General features: G+C 71.3%; 19 protein-coding genes and 1 pseudogene. 8 read left to right on the plus strand and 12 right to left on the minus strand.

Translation table 11 applies throughout. The features are described 5' to 3' along the window. Positions 1–29: 29 nt before the first annotated feature. Complete coding sequence (locus OG485_RS05435) at positions 30–1,529, minus strand: acyl-CoA synthetase (protein ID WP_328664867.1); 1,500 nt, start codon at positions 1,527–1,529, stop codon at positions 30–32. A gap of 162 nt (positions 1,530–1,691) precedes the next feature. Between OG485_RS05435 and OG485_RS05440 the strand changes: the two genes are divergently transcribed. After that, entirely contained in the window at positions 1,692–4,112 is a 2,421-nt protein-coding gene (locus OG485_RS05440; RefSeq protein ID WP_328664868.1) for a penicillin acylase family protein, read from the plus strand. Positions 4,113–4,177: 65 nt separating this feature from the next. Here the strand turns inward: OG485_RS05440 and OG485_RS05445 are convergent, their stop codons facing one another. After that, a complete protein-coding gene (locus tag OG485_RS05445) occupies positions 4,178–5,728 on the minus strand; it encodes an acyl-CoA synthetase (RefSeq protein ID WP_328664869.1) in 1,551 nt (516 codons plus the stop codon). Continuing rightward, positions 5,725–6,837, minus strand: a complete 1,113-nt coding sequence (locus OG485_RS05450) for an NAD(P)H-dependent flavin oxidoreductase (RefSeq protein ID WP_328664870.1) — start codon at positions 6,835–6,837, stop codon at positions 5,725–5,727. The genes OG485_RS05445 and OG485_RS05450 overlap by 4 nt, the downstream gene beginning before the upstream one ends. A gap of 171 nt (positions 6,838–7,008) precedes the next feature. Between OG485_RS05450 and OG485_RS05455 the strand changes: the two genes are divergently transcribed. Next, on the plus strand, positions 7,009–8,814 hold the full coding sequence (locus OG485_RS05455; RefSeq protein ID WP_328664871.1) for a serine hydrolase domain-containing protein: 1,806 nt from the start codon (positions 7,009–7,011) through the stop codon (positions 8,812–8,814). Between the two features lie 116 nt (positions 8,815–8,930). Here OG485_RS05455 and OG485_RS05460 read toward each other — a convergent pair whose 3' ends face one another. The 5 genes from OG485_RS05460 to OG485_RS05480 all read right to left on the minus strand — a co-directional run bounded on the left by OG485_RS05460 (position 8,931) and on the right by OG485_RS05480 (position 15,561). Continuing rightward, a complete protein-coding gene (locus tag OG485_RS05460) occupies positions 8,931–10,496 on the minus strand; it encodes a phytoene desaturase family protein (RefSeq protein WP_328664872.1) in 1,566 nt (521 codons plus the stop codon). 76 nt (positions 10,497–10,572) lie between these two features. Then, positions 10,573–11,718: an RNA polymerase sigma factor gene (locus tag OG485_RS05465; RefSeq protein ID WP_328674241.1), complete on the minus strand. Its 1,146-nt coding sequence runs from the start codon at positions 11,716–11,718 to the stop codon at positions 10,573–10,575. A gap of 8 nt (positions 11,719–11,726) precedes the next feature. Beyond that, on the minus strand, positions 11,727–12,134 hold the full coding sequence (locus OG485_RS05470) for a YciI family protein (protein WP_328674242.1): 408 nt from the start codon (positions 12,132–12,134) through the stop codon (positions 11,727–11,729). Positions 12,135–12,297: 163 nt separating this feature from the next. After that, positions 12,298–14,571: a serine/threonine-protein kinase gene (locus OG485_RS05475; protein ID WP_328664873.1), complete on the minus strand. Its 2,274-nt coding sequence runs from the start codon at positions 14,569–14,571 to the stop codon at positions 12,298–12,300. A 387-nt stretch (positions 14,572–14,958) separates the two neighbouring features. Continuing rightward, positions 14,959–15,561 (minus strand): TetR/AcrR family transcriptional regulator, encoded by a 603-nt coding sequence (locus tag OG485_RS05480; protein WP_328664874.1) that lies wholly within the window; start codon positions 15,559–15,561, stop codon positions 14,959–14,961. A gap of 78 nt (positions 15,562–15,639) precedes the next feature. On the opposite strand from OG485_RS05480, the gene OG485_RS05485 reads away from it, so the two are divergent. From OG485_RS05485 to OG485_RS05495, 3 genes are all read left to right on the plus strand, one after another. Next, a complete protein-coding gene (locus OG485_RS05485) occupies positions 15,640–16,269 on the plus strand; it encodes a TetR/AcrR family transcriptional regulator (protein WP_328664875.1) in 630 nt (209 codons plus the stop codon). Between the two features lie 209 nt (positions 16,270–16,478). Further along, on the plus strand, positions 16,479–18,137 hold the full coding sequence (locus OG485_RS05490) for an isovaleryl-CoA dehydrogenase (RefSeq protein WP_328664876.1): 1,659 nt from the start codon (positions 16,479–16,481) through the stop codon (positions 18,135–18,137). Between the two features lie 872 nt (positions 18,138–19,009). Beyond that, complete coding sequence (locus tag OG485_RS05495) at positions 19,010–20,383, plus strand: M1 family metallopeptidase (RefSeq protein WP_328664877.1); 1,374 nt, start codon at positions 19,010–19,012, stop codon at positions 20,381–20,383. Positions 20,384–20,540: 157 nt separating this feature from the next. Here OG485_RS05495 and OG485_RS05500 read toward each other — a convergent pair whose 3' ends face one another. Further along, a complete protein-coding gene (locus tag OG485_RS05500) occupies positions 20,541–22,229 on the minus strand; it encodes a trypsin-like serine peptidase (RefSeq protein ID WP_328664878.1) in 1,689 nt (562 codons plus the stop codon). Positions 22,230–22,272: 43 nt separating this feature from the next. Here OG485_RS05500 and OG485_RS05505 point away from each other — a divergent pair, with 43 nt between their 5' ends. From OG485_RS05505 to OG485_RS05515, 3 genes are all read left to right on the plus strand, one after another. Beyond that, positions 22,273–22,635 carry a hypothetical protein gene (locus OG485_RS05505; protein WP_328664879.1) on the plus strand — a complete coding sequence of 121 codons (363 nt, stop codon included), beginning with the start codon at positions 22,273–22,275 and terminating at the stop codon, positions 22,633–22,635. A gap of 87 nt (positions 22,636–22,722) precedes the next feature. Next, positions 22,723–23,424 carry a hypothetical protein gene (locus tag OG485_RS05510; protein WP_328664880.1) on the plus strand — a complete coding sequence of 234 codons (702 nt, stop codon included), beginning with the start codon at positions 22,723–22,725 and terminating at the stop codon, positions 23,422–23,424. A gap of 299 nt (positions 23,425–23,723) precedes the next feature. Continuing rightward, positions 23,724–24,389 carry a DUF4389 domain-containing protein gene (locus tag OG485_RS05515; protein ID WP_328664881.1) on the plus strand — a complete coding sequence of 222 codons (666 nt, stop codon included), beginning with the start codon at positions 23,724–23,726 and terminating at the stop codon, positions 24,387–24,389. Here OG485_RS05515 and OG485_RS05520 read toward each other — a convergent pair. From OG485_RS05520 to OG485_RS05535, 3 genes and pseudogenes are all read right to left on the minus strand, one after another. Then, entirely contained in the window at positions 24,302–24,808 is a 507-nt protein-coding gene (locus tag OG485_RS05520) for an alpha-L-rhamnosidase C-terminal domain-containing protein (protein ID WP_328674243.1), read from the minus strand. The genes OG485_RS05515 and OG485_RS05520 overlap by 88 nt on opposite strands. Before the next feature lie 278 nt (positions 24,809–25,086). Further along, positions 25,087–25,428 (minus strand): annotated as a pseudogene (locus tag OG485_RS05530) (response regulator); the annotation flags it as partial. A gap of 123 nt (positions 25,429–25,551) precedes the next feature. After that, the gene (locus OG485_RS05535) at positions 25,552–26,220 is read right to left on the minus strand and encodes a potassium-transporting ATPase subunit C (RefSeq protein ID WP_328455855.1); all 669 of its coding nucleotides are present in this window, start codon (positions 26,218–26,220) and stop codon (positions 25,552–25,554) included. Between the last annotated feature and the right edge of the window lie 2 nt (positions 26,221–26,222).

A 26,222-nucleotide genomic window follows, 5' to 3' on the forward strand; every position in this document is an offset into this window, starting at 1 on the left:
GGCTCCTGACACCCCCGCGGCCCTCTCCGCTACGCCCGGCCGAACCGGTCCCGCAGTTCCCGCTTCAGGATCTTCCCGCTGGCGTTGCGGGGCAGCTCGTCCACGAACAGGACCCGCTTGGGCGCCTTGAAGTGGGGGAGCTTCTCGCGTGCGTGGGCGATCAGTTCATCCTCGGTGACCTCGCCCCGGGGGACGACGACCGCGGTGACGGCCTCGATCCAGCGCTCGTCGGGCAGCCCGACGACGGCGACCTCGGCGACCCCCTCGTGCGTGTACAGCGCCTCCTCGACCTGCCGTGAAGCGACCAGGACACCACCGGAGTTGATGACGTCCTTCACCCGGTCCACCACGGTGAAGTATCCGTGGGCGTCGCGCACGGCGAGGTCTCCCGAGTGGAACCAGCCGTCGCGGAACGCCTCGGCCGTCTCCTCGGGCTTGTCCCAGTAGCCCTCGCACAACTGCGGTGAGCGGTAGACGACTTCGCCCGGTGTCCCGTCCGGCACGTCCTTGCCGTCCTCGTCGACGACCCGCGCGTCCACGAACAGCACCGGAGTGCCGCACGAGTCCATCCGGCCCTTGTGCTCGTCGGGCCCGAGGACGGTGGCGAGGGGACCGATCTCGCTCTGCCCGAAGCAGTTGTAGAAGGCCAACTTCGGCAGCCGTTCGCGCAGCCGTTCCAGGACGGGGACCGGCATGATCGACGCGCCGTAGTACGCCTTGCGCAGGCCGCTCAGGTCGCGTTCGGCGAAGTCGGGACGGTTCGACAGCCCGATCCACACGGTGGGCGGGGCGAACAGGCTGTCCGCGCGGCCCGCCTCGATCAGGTCGAAGATCTGTCCGCCGTCCGGCGCGTCGAGGATCGTGTTCGAGGCGCCGACCGCGAGGTAGGGCAGCAGGAACACGTGCATCTGCGCCGAGTGGTAGAGCGGCAGCGAGTGCACCGGCAGGTCCCCGGCGCTCAGATCGAGGGCGGTGATCGCGCTCAGGTACTCGTGCACCAGGGCGCGGTGCGTCATCATCGCGCCCTTGGGCAGCGCGGTGGTGCCCGAGGTGTAGAGGAGCTGCACGAGCGTGTCGCCCCGGGGCTCGTCACCGTCGTACGGGCGTGCCGCCTCCAGTCGCAGAAGGAGCGAGTCGTCGGCGTCGCGCAGCGGCAGGGTCCGTACGCCCTCCGGGAGCCGGCCGGCGAGGTCGGGGTCGGTCAGGACCAGGGCGCATCCCGACTGGCCGACGATGTAGGCGAGGTCGTCGCCGGTCAGGTTCTGGTTCACGGGCACATGGACGAGTCCCGCGCGGGCGCAGGCGAGGAAGCCGATCAGATAGGCGTCCGAGTTGTGGCCGTAGGCGCCCACGCGGTCCCCGGGGGTCAGCCCCTCGTCGAGGAGGACGGTCGCCGCGCGGGAGACGGCCTCGTCGAGTTCCGCGTAGGTCCAGGAGCGCTCCCGGTAGTCGACGGCGCGCCGCGCCGGTGTGCGCCAGGCACTGCGCCGCAGCACCCCGTCAACCGTACTGCCGTGTCCAGGCGTCATGTCACGTGATCCTCGGTCCACGGGAGGGGGAGGTCAAGTCACCGCACGCGAGCCGGGCGCGAGCCGGACGGAAGCCAGGCGCGATCCGGGCGGACCCGCCGACGGCGTACTACCCGTTGGTACGCTCAACCGCCCCTTCCCTCAATGATGTCGGGAGGCACCATGCGCACCCGTGGAAGACGGTTACTCGTCACGGCCGTCGCTCTGTTGACCGCCGCGACCACGCTGCCCGCGGCCGCCGCCGAGCGGCACGCCGGACAGGAACATCCCTCGCACGGCGGCCTGTCGGCCGTGATCCGCTACACCGAGTACGGCATTCCGCACATCGTCGCCGAGGACTACGCGGACCTCGGCTTCGGCACCGGCTGGGCCCAGGCCGCCGACCAGGTCTGCACCCTGGCCGACGGGTTCGTGACCCTGCGCGGCGAGCGGTCCCGCTGGTTCGGGTCCGCCGCGGCACCGGACGGTTCGCTCTCCTCGGCGTCCACGAACCTCTCCAGCGACCTCTACTACCGCGGTGTGCGCGAGTCCGGCACGGTCGAGAAGCTGCTCGCCGAGCCTGCCCCGCGGGGACCCAGCCGCGATGTCAGGGACCTGATGCGGGGCTGGGCGGCCGGCTACAACGCGTGGCTGGCGCGGAACCGCGTCACCGATCCGGCGTGCAGGGGAGCCGCCTGGGTCCGCCCGGTGACCCAGGTGGACGTCGCCGCGCGCGGGTTCGCGCTGGCCGTGCTCGGCGGCCAGGGCCGCGGGGTCGACGGCATCACGGCCGCGCAGCCGCCGCCGACGGCCGGATCGGCGACGGCGGCAGGCACCGGTGAACCCGACGTGAAGCGCACCGCCGCCGCCGCGCGTGAGCTGTTCGACACCGCCGACATGGGGTCGAACGCCGTCGCCTTCAGCGGTGCCTCGACCGCGAACGGCCGTGGTCTGCTGCTCGGCAATCCGCACTATCCCTGGCAGGGCGGACGCCGCTTCTGGCAGGTGCAGCAGACGATCCCCGGCGAACTGAACGTCCAGGGCGGCGCCCTGCTCGGCACGGCGACGGTGTCCATCGGTCACACCGCCCGGATCGCCTGGAGCCACACCGTCGCGACGGGCGTCACGCTCAACCTCCATCAGCTCACGCTCGATCCGGCCGATCCGACGGCGTATCTGGTGGACGGCAGGCCGGAGCGGATGACGCGGCGCAGCGTCACCATCGACGTGCGGGACGGCACGCCGGTGACGCGCACCCAGTGGTGGACCCGGTACGGCCCCGTCGTCACCACGCTCGGCGCCCAGGTGCCGCTGCCGTGGACGGCCACGACGGCGTACGCGCTCAACGACCCGAACGCGGCCAACCTCCGCGCCCCGGACACCGCGCTGGGCTTCAGCAGGGCCCGCGACACGACAGGCGTCCTCGACGCACTCAGACGGACCCAGGGGCTGCCGTGGGTGAACACGATCGCCGCCGACTCCGGCGGCCACTCGCTGTTCACCCAGTCACAGGTGCTCCCGCGCATCACCGACGAGCTGGTCCAGCGCTGCTCGACGCCGCTGGGCCGGGCCCTGTACCCGTCGTCCGGGGTCGCCGTGCTGGACGGGTCGCGCGGCGACTGCGCGCTCGGCAGCGATCCCGACGCCGTGCAGCCCGGCATCTTCGGTCCGGCCAGGATGCCGGTGCTGAAGGACGCCCCGTACGCGGAGAACTCCAACGACAGTGCCTGGCTGGCCAATGCGGACCGGCCGCTGACCGGGTACGAGCGGGTGTTCGGCACGATCGGCACGCAACGCTCGATGCGTACGCGCGGAGCCGTCGAGGACGTGGCCCGGATGGCCGCGCGGGGGCGGCTGACCCTGCGGGACCTCCAGGCGCAGCAGTTCGCGAACCGGGTGCCCGCGGGTGATCTCGTCGCGGCCGACGCGGCACGCGCCTGTGCCGCGCTGCCGGACGGCACGGCGACGGGCTCCGACGGCAGGGCCGTCGACGTGAGCGAGGCGTGCGGTGTGCTGCGGGCCTGGGACCGTTCGATGGACACCGGGAGCCGGGGCGCCCTGTTCTTCGACCGTTTCTGGCGGAAGCTGACGGCCGCGGTGCCGGGGGCGCAGCTCTGGAAGGTCCCGTTCTCGGCGGCCGATCCGGTCCGCACCCCGAACACGCTCGACACCTCCGCGCCGGGCTTCGCGACGGCGCTGGCCGACACGGTGACGGAGCTGCGGGCCGCGGGAATCGCGCTCGACGCACGGCTGGGCTCCGGCCAGTTCGTCGTGCGGAGTGGCCGGAGCATCCCCGTACCGGGCGGCACGGAGTCGCTCGGGGTGTGGAACAAGGTGGAGATGCCGTGGAACCCGTCGGCCGGCGGTTATACGGAGGTCACCACGGGGTCCTCGTACATCCAGGCCGTCGGCTGGGACGGCGGCCGCTGCCCGGTCGCCCGCACCCTGCTGACGTACTCCCAGTCCTCGAACCCGAACTCGCCGCACTACAGCGATCAGACGCGGCTGTTCTCGGACGAGAGGTGGGTGGCGTCCCGGTTCTGTGAGAAGGACATCCTGTCGTCGCCGGGGCTGCGGGTGGTCCGGGTGAGCGACCGGCGCTGACCTCGGGCGGTGGACGGCGGTGCGCGCGGTGTCCGGATCCGCTCCGGGCACCGCGCGCGGCCGCGTCACATCGTCCTGGTGCGGCCCTCCCAGTAGGGGTCGCGGAGGCGTCGCTTGTACAGCTTTCCGTTGGGGTCGCGGGGCATGGCGGCGATGAAGTCGACGCTCTTGGGCCGCTTGTACCCGGCGAGTTGCCGCTCGCAGTGGCCGAGGATGTCGGCGGCGAGCGCCGGTCCTGGTTCATGGCCCGGCGCGGCCTCCACCACGGCCTTGACCTCCTCGCCCCAGTCGTCGTGCGGGATGCCGAAGGCGGCCGCGTCGGCGACGGCGGGGTGGGAGAGCAGCGCCGCCTCGATCTCGGCCGGGTAGATGTTGACCCCGCCGGAGATGATCATGTCGATCTTGCGGTCGCGGAGGAAGAGATAGCCGTCCTCGTCGAGCAGGCCGAGGTCCCCGACGGTGAAGAAGTCGCCGATGCGGTTCTTCCGGGTCTTGGTCTCGTCCTTGTGGTACGAGAATCCGCCGGTGCTCATCTTCATGTAGACGGTGCCGAGTTCACCGGGCGGCAGCCGGTTGCCGTCGTCGTCGAAGACGGCCAGTTCGCTGATGGGCCAGGCCTTGCCGACGGTGCCGGGCTTCTTCAGCCAGTCCTCGGCGGTCGCGAAGGCGCCGCCGCCCTCGCTGGCCGCGTAGTACTCCTCGACGCTCTCCCCCCACCACGCGATCATGGCCCGTTTCACATGGTCGGGGCACGGGGCGGCGCCATGGATGGCGTGCCGCATGGAGGTGACGTCATAGCGGGCCTTCACCTCGTCGGGTAGGGCCAGCAGCCGGTGGAACTGGGTCGGCACCATATGGGTGTGCGTGCACCGGTGGACGTCGATGACCCGCAGCATCTCCTCGGGTGTCCACTTGTCCATCAGCACCAGCCGGTGGCCGATGTGCAGGGACGCGCCCGCGAACTGGAGGACCGCGGTGTGGTAGAGCGGCGAGCAGACGAGATGCACGTTGCCGTCGAACGGCCGGATGCCGAAGATGGCCAGGAAGCCGCCGAGATACGACTCCTCGGGGAGCTTGCCGGGCAGCGGGCGCCTGATGCCGCGGGGGCGCCCGGTGGTGCCCGAGGTGTAGTTCATGACCCAGCCGAGGGTGCGGTCGGCGGGCGCGGAACCGGGCTGTCCGTCGAGGAGTTCGGCGTACGGGCGGAAACCCTCGATGGCACCGACCGCGTACCGCTGTGCCGGGGCGAGCTTCGCCTCGTCGGCGGCGTGCCGGGCTGCGTCGGCGAACCGTTCGTGGGCGATGAGGACCCTGGCCCCGGAGTCGGAGACGATCCAGGCGATCTCGGGTCCGACGAGGTGGTGGTTGACGGGGACGAGGTAGAGGCCCGCCTGCGAGGCGGCGAGGTAGGCGACGAGGAACTCGACGCCGTTGGGCAGGACGACGGCGAAGGAGTCGCCGCGTTCGAGGCCGGCGGCGCGCAGTCCGTGGACGAGGCCGTTGGCCGCCTCGTGCAGCCGCCCGGCGGTCCACTCCTCGCCGGTGGGGGTGATCAGGACGACGCGCTCGGGGTCGGCGCCGGCCTGGGCCCAGAAGCCGTTGGGTGATGTGGTCATGCCTCTTCTCCCCTGCCCGCGATGCGGTTGATGCGGTCCACGGCGTGCTCGAAGCCACGGGTCAGGTCGTCGAAGACCTCCTGGACGGAGCGTTCGCTGTTCATCCGGCCGACGATCTGTCCGACGGGGGTGCCGAGCAGCGGCTCCACCTCGTACTTCTGGATGCGGGAGACGGCGTCGGCGACGAGGAGTCCCTGGAGCGGCATGGGGAGTGTGCCGGGCCCGTCCGGGTCGTCCCAGGCGTCGGTCCACTCGGTGCGCAGCTGGCGGGCGGGCTTGCCGGTCAGGGCGCGTGAGCGGACGGTGTCGCCGGAACCGGCCGCGAGCAGTTTGCGGGTGACGGCCGGGGAGTGCATGTCGGCCTCCGTCACGGTCAGCCACACCGATCCGAGCCACACTCCCTGGGCGCCGAGGCTCAGCGCGGCGGCCACCTGCTGTCCGCTGCCGATGCCGCCCGCCGCCAGGACCGGCAACGGGCCCACGGCGTCGACGACTTCGGGGGTGAGCACCATCGAGGCGATCTCCCCCGTGTGTCCGCCCGCCTCGTAGCCCTGGGCGACGACGATGTCGATGCCGGCCTCGGCGTGCTTGCGCGCGTGCCGGGCGCTGCCCGCGAGGGCCGCGACGAGGACCCCGCGGTCGTGGGCCCGCCGGATCACGTCCGCGGGCGGCGAGCCCAGCGCGTTGGCCAGCAGTCTGATCGGGTAGTCGAAGGCGACGTCGAGCTGGCCGCGGGCGACCTGTTCCATCCAGCCGGTGATGCGCCAGCCGGACGCCTCGCCCTCGGCGAGTTCGGGGACGCCGTACTTGGCGAGGGTGTCCTCGACGAACTGGCGGTGGCCCGCTGGGATCATCGCCTCGACGTCCGCCTCGCTGACGCCCTCGACCTTCTTGGCGGGCATGACGACGTCGAGGCCGTAGGGCCTGCCGTCGACGTTCGCCTCGATCCAGTCGAGGTCGCGCTCCAGGTCCGCGGGGTCGGTGTAGCGGACCGCGCCGAGCACACCGAATCCGCCCGCGCGGCTGATGGCCGCGGCGACGGCGGGAAACGGCGTGAAGCCGAAGATGGCGTGCTCGACTCCCAGTTCCTTGCTCAACTCCGTCTGCATGCGCGCAGGATGCCGCAGACGTCCGGACGAGGGAAGACCTTTTCTGATACTCCGTCAGATCTTGGAGGCCCTCCCGGGAGGGTTGACATGCCCGCGCCTGACGGGAAAGTTTCACTCGGCACAGCAGACCCGGAAAGATATTTTCAGGCGACGCGAGCGAGAGGCTTCCCGATGACCGAAGGCGCGAAGGACCCGGCGAAAGACACACAGGACAGAGCGCGCGACGGACTGACCCGTCGTCAGTGGGGCCGGGGCGTACTGGCGATGGGCGGGGCGGTGACCCTCGCCCCCTTCCCGGCGGGCCCGGCGGCGGCCTCGACGGGGGACGGCCACCGGACGCTCCGGCACGGCACACCCCGGCAGGCCGGGCTGCTCGCCGGCCATCTTCGCCAACTCGTGGCGGACGCGCAGACGTTCCTCGCGCCCTCTCCCCAACACCCCTGGTACGCCGGTGCCGTCCTGCTCGCGGGCCGGGGCGGCATCGTGGCCCTGCACGAACCGATCGGCATGGCCGTGCGCTACGCGGCGTACGACGAGAAGACGGACACCGGCGTGGAGTTACCCGCGGACCGCCAGATCCCGGCGTCGAACGACACGGTCTACGACCTCGCTTCCGTGTCCAAGCTGTTCACCTCGATCCTCGCGGTGCAGCAACTGGAGCGCGGCGCCCTGGAACTGGAGGCCGCCGTCGCCTCGTACCTCCCGGAGTTCGCGGGCGGCGGCAAGCAGAGCGTGACCATCCGTCAACTGCTCACCCACACCTCCGGGTTCCGCTCCTGGATCCCGCTGTACAAGGCTCCGACCCGCGAGGGGAAGCTCCAGCTCATCTGGGACGAGAAGCCCGTCTCCCCGCCCGGCAGCGCCTACCTCTACTCCGACCTGAACCTGATCTCGCTCCAGCTCGTCCTGGAGCGGATCACCGGCCGGAGCCTCGACACACTGCTGCGCGACGAGATCACCGGCCCCCTCGGCATGGACGGCACCCGCTACAACCCGCCCGCCTCCTGGAAGCCGCGGATCGCCGCCACCGAGGACGCCCGGGCGCCCTGGTCGGGACTGGACCGGGGACTCGTGTGGGGTGAGGTCCACGACGAGAACGCGTACTCCCTGGGCGGGGTGGCCGGTCACGCCGGGGTCTTCTCCTCCGCCTGGGACCTGGCGGTCCTCGGCCGGACACTGCTGAACGGCGGCGCCTACGGCAGGGCACGCATCCTGCGGCCGGAGTCGGTGGACCTGATGTTCACCGACTTCAACACCGCCTTCCCGGGCGACGAACACGGCCTCGGCTTCGAGCTCTACCAGCATTGGTACATGGGCGCGATGGCGACACCGCGCACCGCCGGCCACACCGGCTTCACCGGCACCTCGCTCGTGCTCGACCCGACGACCGACTCCTTCCTGATCGTCCTCGGCAACTCCGTTCATCCCGTGCGCGCCTGGCGATCCGGATCCGCTCCCCGGGTCGCCGCCGGAAACCATCTCGCGCGAGCCGTCGCGGTGCGTCCGGCGCACGGGCGTACCTCGTGGTTCTCCGGAATGTCGAGCTCGTCGACGGCGACGCTGACCCTGCCCGCGCTCGACACCACCGCCGGTCCGACGCGCTTTCGCTGCGCGCTGTGGTGGGACACCGAACCCCGGTCGGACGTCCTGTTCCTGGAGTCCTCCGCCGACGGCGGCGCGACCTGGGAGCCGGTCCCCTTCACGACCCGGCGGCGGCCCGAGGACCCGCAGGACCATCCGGCGGGCACGGCCACCGGCTGGTCGGGGCGCGCCTGGCACCGGCTCGGCGCCGGCCTGCCGAGCGCGGCGGCGCTCACCCTGCGCTGGCGGTACACGACCGACCGGCTGTACGTCGGCCGCGGCGCGTACGTCGGCGCGCTGCGGGTCGAGACCGGTGACCGCGTCGCCTTCGACGAGTCCCGGCCCGCGGACGCGGCGCGCATCACGGCGGCGGGCTGGTCACCGTCCCGGGACTGACGGCAGAGCGGCGGGACGCGCCCGACTGACCGGCTGGGGCGCGCCCTGCCCGCGCGTCACCGCCCTCAGCCGCTCGCCCCGGCACCGCGCAAGCGCGAGGGCGGCGCGGCTCCGGCCTAGGCTTCCCGGCCCAGTGACTCCAGCACCGCCTTCGCGGCGTTGTGGCCCGGCACCCCGCTCACCCCGCCGCCGCGTACCGCGCCCGCCCCGCACAGGAGCACGTTCGCGTGCCGGGTCTCCACGCCCCAGCGGCCCGTGCCCTCCTGGGCGTAGGGGAAGGCGAGGTCACGGTGGAAGATGTTGCCGCCCGGCAGGCGCAGGTCCCGTTCCAGGTCGAGCGGGGTCTTCGCCTCGATGCACGGGCGTCCGTCAACGTCGGTGGCCAGACAGTCGGCGAGCGGCTCGGCGAGGTGCGCGTCGAGCTGGGCCAGCGTCGACTTCAGCAACTCCTCGCGTACGGCGTCGTTGTCCCGCTCGAAGAGCCGGGCCGGCGTGTGGAGACCGAAGAGCGTGAGGGTCTGGTATCCCCGCTCGACCAGGTCCCGGCCGAGGATGCTGGGATCGGTGAGCGAGTGGCAGTAGATCTCGGAGGGCGGCGCGGCGGGCAGCTCACCGGCCGCGGCCTGTGCGTGGGCGGCCGCGAGCTGCTCGTAGCCCTCCGCGATGTGGAAGGTCCCGGAGAACGCCTCGCGCGGGTCGACGGAGGTGTCGCGGAGCCTCGGCAGCCGCTTGAGCAGCATGTTCACCTTGAGCTGGGCGCCCTCGGCGGGAGTGGGCGGCTCGTCTCCGGTGAGGTGCGCGAGCTCCTGCGGGGAGGCGTTCACCAGGACGTGGCGGGCCGCGACGACTCCCTCGCCGTCGGCCGTCCGGTAGGTGATCTCGGCGGACTCGCCGTCCGTGTCGATCCGCAGCACCTCGTGGCCGGTCTCGATCACGGCACCCGCCGCGCGCGCGGCACCGGTGATCGCGTCGGTGAGGGCGCCCATCCCGCCGACGGGCACGTCCCAGGCTCCCGTGCCGCCGCCGATCACGTGGTAGAGGAAGCAGCGGTTCTGCCGCAGCGACGGGTCGTGGGCGTCGGCGAAGGTGCCGATGAGGGCGTCGGTGAGGACGACACCGCGCACGAGGTCGTCGGCGAAGTACTCCTCGACGGCCGTGCCGACCGGCTCCTCGAACAGGATCCTCCAGGCCTCCTCGTCGTCGACACGCGCCCTCAACTCCTCGCGGGTGGGCAGCGGTTCGGTGAGCGTCGGAAACACGTTCTTCGCGACGCGGCCGGTCATCCCGTAGAACCGCTGCCACGCCTCGTACTCGCGGTCCGAACCCGTCAGCCGGGCGAACGCCTCGCGGGTGCGCCGCTCGCCGCCGCCGACGAGCAGTCCGGTGGGCCGTCCGTCGCGCTCGACGGGGGTGTACGAGGAGACCGTCCGGCCCCGGACCCGGAAGTCGAGGCCCAGGTCCCGCACGATCTTCCGGGGCAGCAGGCTGACCAGGTACGAGTAGCGCGACAGCCTCGCGTCGACCCCGGCGAACGGCCGGGTGGACACGGCGGCGCCACCGGTGTTCCCCAGGCGCTCCAGCACCAGCACGGACCGCCCGGCCCGCGCCAGATAGGCGGCGGCGACCAGTCCGTTGTGGCCTCCGCCGACGATCACGGCGTCATATCCCTCGTGTACAGGCATGCCTCTTCGTAGCACGTGATGATCTACGTCGGCCAGGGGTGCGCGGCAAGCGGCGGCACCCGTACGGCGGGGTCCGTCAGCGCGGCCGCAGGGTGTTGAGGCGGGCGGCCTGGCGTGTCAGATGATCCCGCTCGGCCAGGTCGGGCGCCTTGCGCGCCGCCTCCGCGTACAGCCGCGCCGCCTTCACCAGGTCACCGTCGCGCTCGTGGAGGTACGCGGCCACCGCGGTGTGGCGGGGAAGCGAATCGTCCAGGGCCGCGAGCGCGGCCAGGCCGGCGCGCGGTCCGTCGGCCTCCCCGACGGCCACCGCGCGGTTGAGCCGGACGACGGGGCTGCCGGTCAGGCGCGCGAGTTCGTCGTACCACTCGACGATCTGGACCCAGTCGGTCTCCTCGGCGGTGAGGGCGTCGGCGTGGAGTGCCGCGATGGCGGCCTGGGCCTGGAACTCGCCCAGCCGGTCGCGCGCGAGGGCGGCCTGGAGGATCGCGACGCCCTCGGCGATGACCCGGGTGTCCCACCGGCCTCGGTCCTGCTCGGCCAGCGGCACCAGACTGCCGTCGGGCGCGGTCCGGGCCGCGCGCCGGGCGTGGTGGAGCAGCATGAGGGCGAGCAGCCCCGCCACCTCGGGGTGGTCGACCTGGGCCGCGAGCCGGCGGGTGAGCCGGATGGCCTCGGCGACGAGGTCGACATCGCCGGAGTAGCCCTCGTTGAAGACCAGGTAGAGGACGCGCAGCACGGTGGCGACGTCACCGTTGCGGTCGAAGCGCACGCCGGAGACGGTGCGCTTGGCCCGGCTGATGCGCTGCGCCATGGTCGCCTCGGGCACCAGATAGGCCTGGGCGATCTGGCGGGTGGTGAGCCCGCCGACGGCGCGCAGGGTGAGCGCGACCGCGGAGGACGGTGTGAGCGAGGGGTGGGCGCACAGGAAGTAGAGCTGGAGCGTGTCGTCCACCGCGGGCGCGGGGCCCGGCGCCGGCTCCTCGTCGACGAGGTCCTCGCGCCGGCGTCGGGCGGTGTCCGCCCGGGTCGCGTCGAGGAACCGGCGCCAGGCCACGGTGACCAGCCAGCCCTTGGGGTCGCGCGGCTCGTCGTCCGGCCAGACACGGACGGCTTCGACGAGCGCGTCCTGCACGGCGTCCTCGGCCGCCGCGAAGTCGGCTCCGCGGCGGACGAGGACGGCCAGCACACTCGGTGTGAGGCCCCGGAGCAGGGCCTCGTCCATGGGTGGGGTCACTCCGTGACCTTGTGGTGGGCGGTCAGGAACGGGCGCACCTCGAGCCACTCGTGGATCGGCTCGCCGCCCGCGCCGGGGGCGGCCGACAGTTCCCCGGCCAGCTCGACGGCGCGCTCGTGACTGTCGACGTCGATCACCATCCAGCCGGCGATGAGGTCCTTGGTCTCGGCGAACGGGCCGTCGGTGACCGGCGGGCGGCCCTCGCCGTCGTACCGGACCCACTGGCCCTCGGGGGCGAGCGCCTGGCCGTCGACGAACTCGCCGGTCTTCTCCAGCCGGGCCGCGAAGTCGTTCATGTACTGCACGTGGGCCGTGATCTCCTCCGGCTTCCACTGGTCCATGGGCACGTCGTTGACCGCGGCCGGGGCGCCCCGGTAGTGCTTGAGCAGCAGGTACTTGGCCATCGTGATCTCCTCCGTACTGGTGCGACCCATTGTGGTCGCCTTCACTGCTGGGACGGAGCGGGCCACGGGTTCTCGACATCGCCGGCGAAGATTTTTTGGCTCCCGTGGAGGAACGCGGGTCAGCGGCCCTTCCGGAGGACGGCCGCCGCACCCGATCGGGCGGTCAGCGCCCCGTGGCCGCCCGCCGCTGCCGCAGTGCGGCCACCCTGCGGTACAGCTCCGCCGCTTCCTGTCCGCGCCCGAGCTGCTCCAGGCAGTGTGCCTCGTCGGTGCGGCTCGCGAGGGTGTCGGGATGGTCGGCTCCGAGCACCCGCTCGCGGGCGGACGCGACACGCCGGTACTCGGTGAGGGCGTCGGCCCAGCGCCCGAGCCAGCCGAGTCCGACGGCGACCTCACGGCGGCTGACGAGGGTGTCGGGGTGGCCGGCCCCGAGAGCGCGCTCACGGATGGCGCACACGTCACGGGACTCGGTGAGGGCCTCCTCCCAGCGGCCCAGCCGGCCGAGGTTCACACCGAGCCCGTGCCGGGCGCGCAGGGTCTCGGGATGGGAGGCGCCCTGGGCGCGGGTGCGGTCGGCGACGAGTGAGCGGTACAGCTCCAGCGCCTGCGCGCTGCGGCCGAGTCTGCCCAGGCTGATGCCGACCTCGTAACGGGCGGCGAGAGTGTCCTCGTGGTCGGGGCCGAGCGCCCGCGCACGAGCCGCCGCCACCTCCTGGTAGGTGTGCAGCGCCTCGGGCCAGCGCCCCAACTGGCCGAGTGCGTAGGCGACTTCGTAGCGCGTGACGAGCGTGTCCGGGTGGTCCGGGCCGAGCACCCGGGCCCGGGCCGCGGCGACCTCGGCCGCCATGCGGTACGAGTCCTCCAGGCGTCCCAGCCTGCTGAGGTTGAAGGCCAGGTTGTGGCGGCAGCGCAGGGTGTCGGGATGGTCGGGGCCCATCGCGCGCTCGCGGGCGGCGAGCACCGACGTGTAGGCCTGGTGCGCCTCGACATGGCGGCCCAACTGGCCCAGCACATAGGCCATTTCCTGTCGCGCGGCCAAGGTGTCGGGGTGGTCCACGCCGAACACCCGCTCTCTGGCCTGGGCGACATGCGCGTACTCGCCGAGCGCTTCGCCGGGGTGTCCGGTGCGGCTGAGGGTGAAGCCGACCTCGTACCGGCTGGCGAGCGTGTCCGGGTGGTCGGGCCCGAGCAGTCGCTCCCGTTCGGCGGCGACCGAGCGGTGCACCTCGCCCGCCTCGGTCCACCGGCCGAGCCGTCCGAGGCTCAGTCCGGCGTTGTGCCGCCCGGCCAGCGCGGTGACCGACTCCGTCGCGGGAGCGGGTCGTCCGCCGCGACCGGGGAGGGGCGGGACGGCGGTGGAGGGGCGCGCGGTCCACTCGCCGGTGAGTCCGGCGGAGGCGTCGGGCGGGGTGCCGCGCCATCCCGCGCCGGTGGCCTTGTGGCCGGTGGTCATGCCCTGGGTCCAGGACGGCAGCCGGGGGGCGCGGGAGGGCCCTCGATCGGGCGGGGACGGGAACCGCGATGCCGTGGAAGGCCGTTCGGGGACCGGGTGCGGGGCCGGGGCGACCATGGTCGGCACGTACATCGGCGTGCTGCGCCCGGCGGTGATGCGGCGGGCGAGTTCGCGGGCGTCCTGCGGGCGCTGCTCGGGCCGTTTGGCGAGCAGGTCGAGGATGATCCGCTCCAGGTACTCGGGGATGTCGGCCCGGTGGCTGCGGGGCGGCTCGGGCGCGGTGTCGCGGTGGCCGACGAGGATGGCCCAGGCGTCGCCGAGGTCGAACGGCGGGGCTCCGGTGGCGATCTCGTAGAGCACGCACCCGAAGGAGTAGAGGTCGCTGCGCTGGTCGACCTCCGAGCCGCTGATCTGTTCCGGCGACATGTAGTGCGGGGTGCCCATCGCGACGCCGGTGCCGGTGAGCCGTGAGGTGAACCCGATGTCGTGGCCGAGCCGGGCGATGCCGAAGTCGCAGATCTTCACGGTGCCGTCCGTCAGCCGCATGATGTTCGCCGGCTTCAGGTCACGGTGCACGATGCTCTGCTGGTGGGTGTAGGCGAGCGCGGCGGTCACCTGGTCGGCGATGTCGACGACTTCGTCGACCGCGAGCGGCCGCCGGTTCTCCTCCAGCAACTGGCCGAGGTTGTGCCCCTCCAGCAGTTCCATCACCAGGTACAGCACCCCGTCGGACTCGCCGAAGTCGTGGACGACGGTCACTCCGCGGTGCTGCAGGGCCGCCGCGACCCTGGCCTCGCGCCGGAAGCGTTCACGCAGGACGCGGGTGAAGGACGGGTCGTGGTGCGGGCCGAGCGGCTTCAGGCACTTGACGGCCACCTGGCGGCCCAGCGACTCGTCCCGCGCCCGCCACACCTCGCCCATGCCGCCGCGCCCGATCGGATCGAGGAGCCGGTACCGGCCCTGGATCAGCCTGCTCTCCGCCATCGCGTGTGATCGCCCCCGTCACTGCTCGGCCCCGAGCCCGCCCCCGGCCTCGTCCAGTATGACGAGCCGTCTGCCCACTTTGTACGGCGTCGGAGGAGAGCCGGGGCCGAGCCGTGACACGGCCGGGAGAATGTCTCCGGGCGGGAGTTGCCGGCGCGGGCGTGCGGGGACACGGCGTGCCGTGGTGCCCATGACACACGGTTCCGGAACGCGGCGGCGGGCGGTGGTGCGGCCATGCCGGACAGCGCGTGGGCGCACGTGGACAGGACGGCGCGCACGACCCCGGCCGCACGCCGCCCCGGTGGCGTGCGCGCCGGTGGCGTGCGCGCCGGTGGCTCCGGTGGGTGGACCGGCGGGCACGCGAGGAGGCCGGGCGGCCGCCGGGCATCAAGGCCGGGTGGCCACCGCCCGGCCGATCATGTCCACCATCGAGTCGACGAGCGCCTCATCGGGCAGTCGCTGTTCCGCGATCATCCGGAAGACCAGGGAGGCCGCCACGAGGGTCGCGGCGTCCCCCGGGTCGATGTCGGGCCGTACCTCGCCACGGGCGACACCGCGTTCCAGCAGGTGCCGCGTCTCGCTCATCACCCGTGCCGTGTAGGCGCGGTAGGCGGCGGGCTCGGCATCCGCCTCGGCGGCGGTGCCGATCACCCCGGCGAGCAGGCGGGCGACCCCGGGCTGTCGGTACGCCTCCATACGCGCCGTCAGGACGGCACGCAGCTCGGCGCGGAAGTCGCCCATGTCCGGCACGCTCAGCGACCCGATCCGCGATTCGACGGCGGCGATGACGAGGTCCTGCTTGGTGGGCCAGCGCCGGTACATCGCCGGCTTGCTGACCCCGGCGCGGGCCGCGACGGCGTCCATGGTGAGCGCGCCCATCCCGCTCTCCGCGACCAGTGCCACGACGGCGTCCAGCACCGCCGCGGTGACGTGTTCCTGCCGCGGCCGTCCCGGCCCCCTCCGCTCACGCTCCACCCGCTGTTCCGCCATGCCGCGACCCTAGTCGACGCGCCTCTCCGGGCCGTACCGGCTCTGGCATGAAGCTCTGAATGGTGGTTCACTTCTTTCATGCCCTACCGCAAGACACCTTCCGAGGTCCGCCGGCTGGAAGCCGCCCGAGAGCACCTCATCGCCTGCGCGACGGCGGTCGTCGCCGAGGTGGGCTGGGCTCAGGCCTCGGTGACCGCGGTCGCCGACTCGGCGGGGATCTCGGCCGGCTCGGTGTACCAGCACTTCCCCTCCAAGGCGGCGCTCGCCGTGGAGGTGTTCCGGCGCGCCGCCGGACGGGAGGTGGAGGTGCTCGGCGCGGTACTGGACGGCGAGGGCGACCCCGTCGAACGGCTCGCCCGCGGGATCGAGGTGTTCGCGCGCAGGGCCCTGGAGAACCGCGGTCTGGCCTACGCCCTGCTCGCCGCCCCGGCCGAGGCCGCGGTGGGCGCCGAGCGCCTTGAGTTCCGGCGCCGCTACGGCGCGTTGTTCGCCGCGGTGGTGCACCAGGGCATGGCGGCGGGTCTGCTGCCCGCCCAGAACGGCGCGATCACCGCCGCGGCGCTCACCGGCGCGATCGGCGAGGTTCTCGTGGACCCGCTCGGCACCCCGTCCGGGCACACCGCCGACGAGCTCCTCGCGGAGCTCACCGCCATGGCTCTGCGGTGCGCGGGCGCCCCCGACGGCCGGAGCCTGTCCGACGAGCCTTAGGGCCGGGGCCCCGCCGACCGGAGGACGGTGCCGGGACCGGGCGCGGTCCGTCGACCGGAGGGCGGAGCCGGCACCGGTCTCGGTCCGTCGACCGGAGGGCGGAGCCGGCACCGGTCTCGGTCCCGAACGGCCCCGCCGGCAATCCCTCGCACCGCTTCCCCGTCCGCTTCCCCGTCCGTCCCAGCCGACCCGCACACCGGAGGTTCCCCATGTCCGTGACCACCACGGCGCACAGCCGTCCCACCGCCGTGACGCACGAAGTGACCAACCAGCCACCGCCGTTGACAGGTCACGACGCCGCGGCCGACCCCGTGCTGCTGGAAGGCGTGAACCGCGAGGGGGCTTCCTGGCACCTCGACGACCTCCACCGGTTCGGCCGGTTCGTCGGCAGCGCCGAGGCACAGACCTGGGCGGACCAGGCCAACCGTCACGAGCCCGAACTGCGCACCCACGACCGCTACGGCCACCGCGTGGACGAGGTCGAGTTCCACCCCGCGTACCACTCGCTGATGGACGCCTCCGTGAGCGAGGGTCTCGCGGGTGCCGCCTGGGCCGACCAGCGCTCCGGCGCCCATGTCGCACGGGCCGCGGGCTTCATGCTGGCCACGACGCTGGAGGCCGGCCATCTGTGCCCCGTCTCCATGACGTACGCGGTGGTCCCCGCCCTGCGCCACTCCCCCGAGCTCGCCAAGGCCTACGAGCCCCTGCTCACCAGCCGCGTCTACGAACCCGGACTGCGTACCCCGGCCGAGAAGCCCGGCCTGCTCGCCGGGATGGGCATGACCGAGAAGCAGGGCGGCAGCGACGTACGCGCCAACACGACCACCGCGACCGGGCAGAGCGACGGCACCTGGCGGCTGCGCGGCCACAAGTGGTTCACCAGCGCCCCGATGAACGACCTCTTCCTCGTCCTCGCGCAGGCACCCGGCGGGCTCTCCTGCTTCCTGGTGCCGCGGGTGCTGCCCGACGGCAGCCGCAACACCTTCCGCGTCCAGCGGCTGAAGGACAAGCTCGGCAACCGCTCCAACGCCAGCAGCGAGCCCGAGTTCGACGACACCGTGGCCTGGCTCGTCGGCGCCGAGGGCAAGGGCGTGCGCACCATCATCGAGATGGTGACCATGACCCGCCTGGACTGTGTGCTCGGCTCCGCCGCCGGTACCCGCGCGGCCCTCGCCCAGGCCGCCCATCACGCCCGTCACCGCTCCGCGTTCGGCGCCAAGCTGATCGACCAGCCGCTCATGCGCAACGTCCTCGCCGATCTGGCACTGGAGTCGGAGGCCGCGACCACCCTCGCCCTGCGGCTGGCCGGCGCCGCGGACCGGGCCCAGCGCGGCGACGGCCAGGAGCGCGCCTTCCTGCGCCTGGCCACGGCCGTCGGAAAGTACTGGGTGTGCAAGCGCCAGCCCGCCGCGGTCGCCGAGGCACTCGAATGCCTCGGCGGCAACGGTTACGACGAGGCGTCCGGCATGCCCCGGCTGTACCGCGAGGCCCCGCTCAACGGCATCTGGGAGGGCTCCGGCAACGTCAGCGCCCTCGACATGCTGCGCGCCCTCACGCGGGAGCCCGACTCGCTGGAGGCGTTCCACGCGGAGATCGGGGCGGCGACCGGCGCCGACGCGCGATTCGACGCCGCCTGGCGGGAGTTGCGGGGCGAACTCGTCCTGACGGAGGACGCGCCCCTGCGCGCCCGCCGGGTCGCCGAACGGGCCGCCCTCGTCCTCCAGGCCTCCCTGCTCGTCCGCCACGCACCGCCCGCGGTGGCCGACGCCTTCTGCGCGTCAAGGCTGGCCGGAGACCGAGGCCTCGCCTTCGGAACCCTGTCGCCGAGCACGGACTTCGCGGGGGTGCTGAACCGGCTTCCGGCCTGACGGCCGCCGGGGCCGGACGACGGAAGCGGAGAGCTATCCCCTTGTACGGCTGATCACCCCGACGTATGTGACCTTGGCCGTTCCGCACGTGGCAACAGAGGTCTGGCCTCTGATCACGAACGGGCCTTCAGCCACCCACGTCCGGCCGTCACTTGCCAGACAGTTCACCATGGCCTTGTGAACCATCGCTCCTGTCGGCCCCCCGGTGCAGCGCGCCTTTCCGTAGTGCTTCCCCCCGGCCGAGTAGGCGGATTTGGCACACGTGTAACGCGAGACACCTGCCGCGGGCGATGCGTCGGCGTCCTCGTCGGTGTCGCTGCTTGCCGAGGGGCCGGCGGAGTCCGACACCGTAGCCGTGGGAGTGGACCAGGATTCGGCTGCCGGACGGGAAGCGGTGGGCGTCGGATCGGCCCATGCGAGTGCGGATGCCGCGGGCATGGATATCAGTAACGCGGTGGCAGTCAAAGTGACGGTGAGCAGCCTGCGTTTCCTTTTCAACTTTCCCCCTGGGCAGCTTTGTTGAGAGGACTGTGGTCAGCAGTCCGGCATTGGCGCGCGATCTGCGCAGGCCCGGATCGTATCCATCGAACACATGGATTACGTACGCCGTGTGCAAGGAATCACGTTGTGCGGTACCAGGCAACCGAACCACCGGGATCGCCATCTGACCGAAGCACGGCGATAACACCGCACTGCGCTCGGACGTGGCAGCCCTCGCAGCCAAAAGGCGATGCATCGGTTCTCAGGTCTCGCATTGTGCGATTGACGGGAGACCTGAGATGAAGCGCTGTTCACCGAAGGGCTGTCGGCCTCGGTCGGCCGTGGCGCGCCGTCCGTACGGCCGGGTTCCGGCTACAGCTCTCTTCCTGGCCATGATGTCGTCCTGCACCGGCTCCGCTCCGGGGGACAACGCCACCGCGATCGCGAGGCCCGGTACGGCCGGAGTGGGTGACCGGCTGTTCCCAGCGCTGGGCAACGGTGGCTATGACGTGGTGCACTACGGGCTGACGCTGAGTTACGTGCCCGAGACCAACCGTCTGAAGGGCACCGCCGTCATCACAGCGCGAGCCACCCAAAACCTGAGCCGCTTCAACCTCGACCTGTCAGGGCTGCGGGTACGCGCCGCCACGGTGCAGGGAGCGAAGGCCCAAGTCACCCGCAGGGACGACGAGTTGAGTGTGACACCGGCAACGACGGTGAGGAACGGCGAACTCTTCAAGACTGTCGTCACCTACGACGGCACTCCTCGCACCCTTGTGGGCGACGACGGAGGCATGGAGGGGTGGATCGAGACCGATGACGGCTCGACGGCCCTGGGTCAGCCGACCGGTTCCACAACCTGGTTCCCTGGCAACCATCATCCGTCGGACAAGGCCACCTACGACATCACTGTCACGGTGCCCAAGGACGAGGACGGCGACCCCTACGACGTGGTCAGCAACGGCAAGCTGATCACGGAGGTGGACAAGGGGGAAACGGTGACCCGGCGCTGGCGCACCGAGGAGCCCATGGCCAGCTATCTCGCCCACATCTCTGTCGGCTACTTCGAGATCCACAAGGGCCGGATCGACGACCTGCCCTTCTACGTCGCCATCGACCCCGACGAGTCCGCAGGCGCCGCAAAGGTCCCGGACCTGGTGCCCGAGATCGTCCGCTGGGCAAGCGCACGCTTCGGCCCCTACCCGTTCTCCTCGACCGGTGCCATCGTCGACCACCTGCCAGGGCTCGGCTACGCCCTGGAAACGCAGACCAAGCCCTACTTCGGCAAGGCACCGGACGAGGCACTGCTCGTGCACGAGCTGGCACACCAGTGGTTCGGCAACTCCGTCACCCCGAGCACATGGAAAGACATGTGGCTCAGCGAAGGACTGGCCACCTACGCGGAATGGCTTTGGGAGGAAGAGCGGGGCGGCAGGAACGCCGACGAGATCTTCGAGGACTTCTACGACGGCACGGACTCCGAGAGCGAGGGAATCTGGGCTTTTCCGCCGGCCGATCCCCCCAGTGGAAGACGCGTCTCCGACCCGCCCGTCTACGGACGCGGCGCCATGGTCGTGCACAAGGTGCGTGAGGCCGTCGGCGAAGAGACCTTCTTCGACATTCTCCGCACCTGGAACCGGCGGCATCGGCACGGCAACGCTGACACCCGGCAGTTCATCGCGCTCTGCGAGGACAAGTCCGGGAAGGACCTTTCCGAGCTCTTCGGCATCTGGCTCTTCAACGAGAAGAAGCCTTCCCGGATGTGACGAGAGCCATTCGGTTCAACTCGGCTGCGTCGACGAGTGATTGTGTCCGTCCCTCACCGGTTCGGAAATGCACGGGGAACCCCGTCGGGGATCCGCCCATGGGGGGCGGGCCCCGGAACCGCGGCGGTTCCGGGGCCCGCGGGAGCCGTAAGAGGCGTCAGGGCGCGACGAGCTGGTGCTCGTCGCCGATGCCCGACGCGTTGCCCTCGGTGTACAGGCTCAGTTCACCGTCGGACCAGCGGACGACGGTGTCGTCCGGCCACGGGTTGTCGCTGAAGTCGCCGCCGGTGACGAGCATGGCGTGCTCCCACAGATCGTTGGGCGCCTTCCACCGGTGCTCGCCCCAGCTGTCGCCGGTGCCGGTGAAGTCGTCGTAGCAGGTCACTTCGCCGTCGGACCAGCGCACCACCAGGTCCCAGGTGTCGTTCTTGGTGTAGTCGCCCGAACCGATCTCCACGGCGTGCTTCCACAGCTTGTTCGGGTTGACGACCTTGATCTCCTTGCCCAGGCTCGTTCCGGTGTTCTGATACACCGTCAACTCGCCGTCAGACCAGCGGACCACCAGGTCGTCCTGCCACTTGTTGCCACCGTAGCGTCCCGCGGTCAGGGCCTCGGCATGCTTCCACGTGTCGTTCGGCGGCATCAGCCGCTTCTCGCCGTGGAAGCCCCTCTCGTCCACCGAGGGATACAGGGTGAGTTCGCCGTCGGACCAGCGGACCATCAAGTCGGAGCCGTTGTCGCCGGTGAAGTCGCCCGCGACGACCTGCGCGGCGTGGTCCGCCCAGAGCTTGTTCGGCCCCTGGACGCGGATCTCCTTGTCGAAGTAGTTCAGCCCCTTGCCGGCGCCCCGGTAGATGGTCAGCTCACCGTCGGACCACAGGACGAACATGTCCATGTGGTCCTCGGAGACCGGCCCGTTCAGCGCGAAGTAGCCGGAGGCGATGTCCTTGGCGTGCTTCCAGGTGGACGCGGACGGCAGGACGATCGGTGTCGGCTGCCGTCCGGCCACCGCCGCGTCGTAGATCCGCTTCAGGTCACTGTCGAAGTACGAGGAGTACGAGGTGTCGGCGCTGTGGCCGCCCGTCTGCCAGCCGCCGGTCACGCCGACGACCTTCGGATCGTCGCCGCCGATGATGAACGGTCCGCCGGACGTGCCGGACACGTAGCCCTCGCAATCGATCTGCGAGAACGTCCCCCCCTTCCAGCCGCCCTCGTCTCCGGTGGTGAACTTCTTCATCGGCGATGTGCAGTCCAGCGGGTCCTGCTTCGGGTGGTAGTGCGGGTCGCCGTTGTCCAGCCACGGGTAGCCGATCACCCGGGTCCTGGAGTGGTCGAAGCCGGTGTCATAGCCGATGGGAATCGCGCCGACGACGTCCTGGAGCTTCTTGCCGTCCGACCGGGGCTCTGTCTTGAGGATGGCGAAGTCCAGGCCGGTGTTGTCGTGGTCACCGCCGCGGCGCATATAGCGCGGGTCGGCATAGATCTGCCCGACCTTGATGGGGAACAGCCCGTACGGGGCCGGGTGGTCCTTGCTGTGCTTCGGCACGAAGACCTGCTTCATGTGCTGGTCCTGATTGTCGAAGCAGTGCGCCGCGGTCAGGACCAGGTCCTTGCCGGGCGACGGCACCACGGTGCCCGCGCAGTAGCGGTGGTACAGCTCGCCGTCCCGGCGCTCGTCCCAGTAGAACGTACCGACTTCCTTGACGCCCTCGAATGTGTGCGACGGCGACCGCAGCAGCTTCTTGCGCTGCGCGGCGGACAGGCCGGCCTCGCGGACCTGGTCCTCGTGTACGGGCACAGCCTCGGCCATGCGCTCGGGCGTCCAGTACTTCTCCAGCTCGGACAACGGGTCGGGACCGTCGTCCGGGGCGCCGCTCGTGGGAGGCGTGGTGGACGTGGGCGTGCCGGACGGGCTCTCGGTCGCCGAGCCGTTCACGCCCGTCGGCGACGGGGCGGACGGGCCGGCCGGGCCGGTGGTGGTGTTCGACGGTGACGCCCCCGGGGTCGTGCCGGTCGTCACCGTCGGCGATGGGGACGAACTGGTAGGCGAAGTGGTTCCGGCGGACGCGTTGCCGGGCGTCGGATCGGCCCACGCGGGCGCGGACAAGGTGAGTCCGGACAAGGTGATTGCGGCGGTCACCGCGGTCACGGTGACAAGGCCGTGTCTCAGCCTCATTTCCCCCTCCATCTGGTCATTCCGGACCGTGGTCAGCGATCCGGATCTTGTGCGAGCCGCCGACCCTAGCCAATAAAAAGCCCTCTTGCCGAATCTTTGTGCGAAATAACGCCATCCTGCACAGCCGGGCAACCTGTGATCCAGAAAAGACATCTGACCCGGTATGGCGACAACACCTCATCCCTCCACCGGCTCGATCGGGCGGGCCCGCGCGCTCGGTCTCGTCGTGGGAGCGTGCCTGGCCGCGACCGCGTGCGGTTTCACGGGCGACTCCGCCCGACCGTCGGCGGCGCCGTCCGGCGGGCCCGGCCGGCCGTCCGCGTCCGCGCCCGGATACCGGCAGGCGTACGACGCGGGATTCGCCGTGGGCAAGCGGCTGTTCGAGGACGGCGGCAAGGGCTCCGCGGTACGGGAGGTGAACGGTGGGTGCGTCCGCCGCTCCCTCACCGCGAAGCCCACGACGGTGGTGGACCTCGACCGGGGAGCATGGGTCCTGGGCTGCAAGCAGGGCAGCGGAAACAGCACCCCCCACCCGCCGAGCGGCCCCGTCACCCGGCGTGAGCCGGACGCGGACCTGCTCCACCGCTTCGGGAGCTGGGCACGGAAGAACGAGGCCGAGGACTCCGCCCGCCACCTCACCGGGGTCACGCTGGTCCACCTCGACGCCGGCGAATACGACGTCGAGCTCACCACCACGTACACGGCTGGAGCCGAGGGGCCCGGCGTGCGCGGCCTGGCCCGCGACTTCGTGCGCTGGTGGGACGGCGACGACGGTGACGGAACGGCCTGGAATCTCCTCGTCGCCGGCACCGACGGGCAGCGCCTCGCTGCCCGCGACCTCCGCTCCCAGGGCGAATCATCGTGACCAACGCACCGCGCAGCCTTCTCTGCTCCCTCCTCGCCGCACCGCTTGCTCACCAAGGCTGACCGCCCGATGCTGGACCTGAGGAATTCACCCGGGTGCACCGCCCGGGTGAGCCGGGCGTGACCGGCGCCCTTTCGGCTCCGCCGCCTGTCTGCGGGGCTGTGCCCCGAACCGGCGGCCGCGTAGTGCGGCAGGCGCCCGTACGGTCTCCCACTGCCCTCGCGGCATCGGGCGGAAGCGGCCAGGCTGGTCATGAGCCCACTCGGCGACTCCATGCCGAGGTGAAGGAGCTGATCACCATGACGAACCTGGCGGGATTCCCTGAGCGCCCGGTCCGGGTGAACGCGCGTATCGACTCGCCACTGTCCCGATGGCTGTGGCTCGTGAAGTGGATCCTCGCCATTCCGCACTACGTGGTGCTGTTCTTCCTCTGGATCGCCTTCAGCGTAGTGACCGTGATCGCGTTTTTCGCCATCCTGTTCACCGAGCGCTATCCCCGGGGCCTGTTCGACTTCAACCTGGGTGTGCTGCGCTGGAGTTGGCGGGTCTCGTACTACTCGTACGACGCCCTGGGCACCGACCGGTACCCGCCGTTCAGCCTGGGCGAGGAACCGGATTACCCGGCACGGCTGGACATCGCCTACCCCGAGCGGCTCTCCCGCGGCCTGGTACTGGTCAAGTGGTGGCTCCTGGCCATCCCGCACTACGTGGTCATCGGCTTCTTCCTCGGCGGCGCCCAGTTCGGATGGTGGTCCGGCGGGCTGATCGGCGTGCTGACGGTCATCGCGGCCGTGATCCTGGCCTTCACCGAGAAGTATCCGAAGGACCTGTTCGACCTGATCATCGGCTTCAACCGGTGGGTCCTGCGCGTCACCGCCTACGTCACTCTGATGACGGACGCGTACCCACCGTTCCGCCTGGACCAGGGCGGCTCCGAGAACAATGCTCCGCAGCAGTGGCCGTGATCACCGCTCTGGTGGCCGCATTCCCCGAGCGGCCGTGGCCCCACGTCGACCAGGAACCTTGTCCGTCGGCGGTCCCCCTCGGCGAACATGACGTCGAGCGGAAAGGGCGGGGACGGGTGCCATTCGCGGTCCGCCTGCGGGCCCGGGTGCGGCACCACGAAGCGATGCCGGCCGCATTCGATCTCCCTGGGTTCGAGGCCCGGCAGGACGACTGTCGCGACCGATCCGGTCGGTACGGTGACATCGACGCGGAGTCCACCCTCGGCTCGCTCCCACGCGACCTCGGCCAGGCCGCAGGGAGTCCGGTGCGCCGCCGGGTCGAGCCAGTCGCCGAGCTGCCAGGCAGAGCTCGAGCGGATACGATCCGAGCGAGGGGAAGGCGGACGCGAGCCTGGCCGCTCCGGCCGCCAGGCTGACAGTCACGGTGAGCACATAGTCCACGACGAGACTGGCCGCCGCGAGGTAACTCGTCCTGGGGCCGAGATTCTTCTTCGCCACCGCGTACGCGCCACCGCCGTCCGGGTGAACGGCGATCACCTGCCCGACCTCAGCGCGTCCAGGGACAGGGCGGCGAGCCCTTCAAAACTGGTGAGGTGGTGCCGTTCGGACCGCCGGTGAGTCCGACGCCGATCCGCTCCCGGGAGCCCCAGATCTTGGAGACCCGGTGTTCGCTGCGGTACTCGGTCAGGTATTCGTCGGCGCGCAGCCGGGCCAGCAGTTCGTTCATGCTGAACGGTTTGGTGATGTAGTCGTCGGCGCCCGCGTCGAGCGCGGCGACCTTCTCGTCGGAGGCCCGGCGCGCGGACAGCACCAGGATCGGTACGAGAGTCCAGCCGTGGAGGGCTTTGATGACGTCCGTGCCGTCCATGTCGGGCAGTCCGAGGTCGAGCAGGACCACGTCGGGCTGCCGGGCGGCGGCGATGCGCAGGGCGGTGGTGCCGTCGGGGGCCGCGTCCACTCCGTACCTGCGGGCCCGCAGGTTGATCACGAGGGCCCGGACGAGCTGAGGGTCGTCCTCCACCACCAGTACCCGGGTCATCGGTGTGTGCCTTCCCTGTGGACGTAGAGCCGGATCCTGTGGAACCGGTTTCGTGAACGCGGGAGTCGACGAGCCGGGGTGTCTTCCCGGTCCGCCAACTCCCGCGCGGTGTGCGTAAGGCCATCAGCTCTTCGCCACGAGTTCCTTGAGTGCGATGTTGAGGTCGAGGACGTTGACGCGGGGTTCACCGATGAAGCCGAGGGTCCGGCCGTCGGTGTGCTCGTCGACCAGCTTCCGCACCTGGGCGACGGGCAGGTGGTTCTTCTCGGCGACCCGGTGGACCTGGATGTCCGCGTATTCCGGGGAGATGTCGGGGTCGAGGCCGGAGCCGGAGGAGGTGACCGCCTCGGCGGGCACGTCCGCGGGCTTGACCGTGTAGCCGGGGACCGAGTTGTCCTTGATGACAGCGGCCTTGGCGTCCTTGACCCACTTGATCAGGTCGGCGTTGTCACCGGACCGGTTGGTGGCACCGGACAGGATCAGCTTGTACTGCGTGTTGACGCTGTTCGTGCCGAGGCCGTTCTGCGGGCGGCCCTGGAACCACTTCAGGTCCGGCTCCGGGGTCTCCTGGCCCTTCTTCAGCGGCAGGTTGTACGCCTGCCCGATGAGCGAGGAGCCGACCACCTTGCCGTCCGCCTTGATCTCCGAACCGTTCGCCTTGCCGGGGAAGATCCCTTGGGCGATACCGGTGACGGCGAGCGGATACAGCACACCGCACACGACGGTCAGGACGAGCAGGGCGCGCAGGCCGGCCCAGAGCAACCGGGCCGTGTTGCTTACCGAGTTGTTCATGG

Origin of the sequence: Streptomyces sp. NBC_00328 (assembly GCF_036139655.1) — a bacterium.
In the GTDB taxonomy this organism is placed as follows: Bacteria; Actinomycetota; Actinomycetes; order Streptomycetales; family Streptomycetaceae; genus Streptomyces.

Bases quoted from the DNA above. Each gene is read 5' to 3' on its own strand.
- OG485_RS05435 (WP_328664867.1), bottom strand. From the start codon at position 1,529: ATGACGCCTGGACACGGCAGTACGGTTGACGGGGTGCTGCGGCGCAGT.
- OG485_RS05440 (WP_328664868.1), top strand. From the start codon at position 1,692: ATGCGCACCCGTGGAAGACGGTTACTCGTCACGGCCGTCGCTCTGTTG.
- OG485_RS05445 (WP_328664869.1), bottom strand. From the start codon at position 5,728: ATGACCACATCACCCAACGGCTTCTGGGCCCAGGCCGGCGCCGACCCC.
- OG485_RS05450 (WP_328664870.1), bottom strand. From the start codon at position 6,837: ATGCAGACGGAGTTGAGCAAGGAACTGGGAGTCGAGCACGCCATCTTC.
- OG485_RS05455 (WP_328664871.1), top strand. From the start codon at position 7,009: ATGACCGAAGGCGCGAAGGACCCGGCGAAAGACACACAGGACAGAGCG.
- OG485_RS05460 (WP_328664872.1), bottom strand. From the start codon at position 10,496: ATGCCTGTACACGAGGGATATGACGCCGTGATCGTCGGCGGAGGCCAC.
- OG485_RS05465 (WP_328674241.1), bottom strand. From the start codon at position 11,718: ATGGACGAGGCCCTGCTCCGGGGCCTCACACCGAGTGTGCTGGCCGTC.
- OG485_RS05470 (WP_328674242.1), bottom strand. From the start codon at position 12,134: ATGGCCAAGTACCTGCTGCTCAAGCACTACCGGGGCGCCCCGGCCGCG.
- OG485_RS05475 (WP_328664873.1), bottom strand. From the start codon at position 14,571: ATGGCGGAGAGCAGGCTGATCCAGGGCCGGTACCGGCTCCTCGATCCG.
- OG485_RS05480 (WP_328664874.1), bottom strand. From the start codon at position 15,561: ATGGCGGAACAGCGGGTGGAGCGTGAGCGGAGGGGGCCGGGACGGCCG.
- OG485_RS05485 (WP_328664875.1), top strand. From the start codon at position 15,640: ATGCCCTACCGCAAGACACCTTCCGAGGTCCGCCGGCTGGAAGCCGCC.
- OG485_RS05490 (WP_328664876.1), top strand. From the start codon at position 16,479: ATGTCCGTGACCACCACGGCGCACAGCCGTCCCACCGCCGTGACGCAC.
- OG485_RS05495 (WP_328664877.1), top strand. From the start codon at position 19,010: ATGATGTCGTCCTGCACCGGCTCCGCTCCGGGGGACAACGCCACCGCG.
- OG485_RS05510 (WP_328664880.1), top strand. From the start codon at position 22,723: ATGGCGACAACACCTCATCCCTCCACCGGCTCGATCGGGCGGGCCCGC.
- OG485_RS05515 (WP_328664881.1), top strand. From the start codon at position 23,724: ATGACGAACCTGGCGGGATTCCCTGAGCGCCCGGTCCGGGTGAACGCG.
- OG485_RS05535 (WP_328455855.1), bottom strand. From the start codon at position 26,220: ATGAACAACTCGGTAAGCAACACGGCCCGGTTGCTCTGGGCCGGCCTG.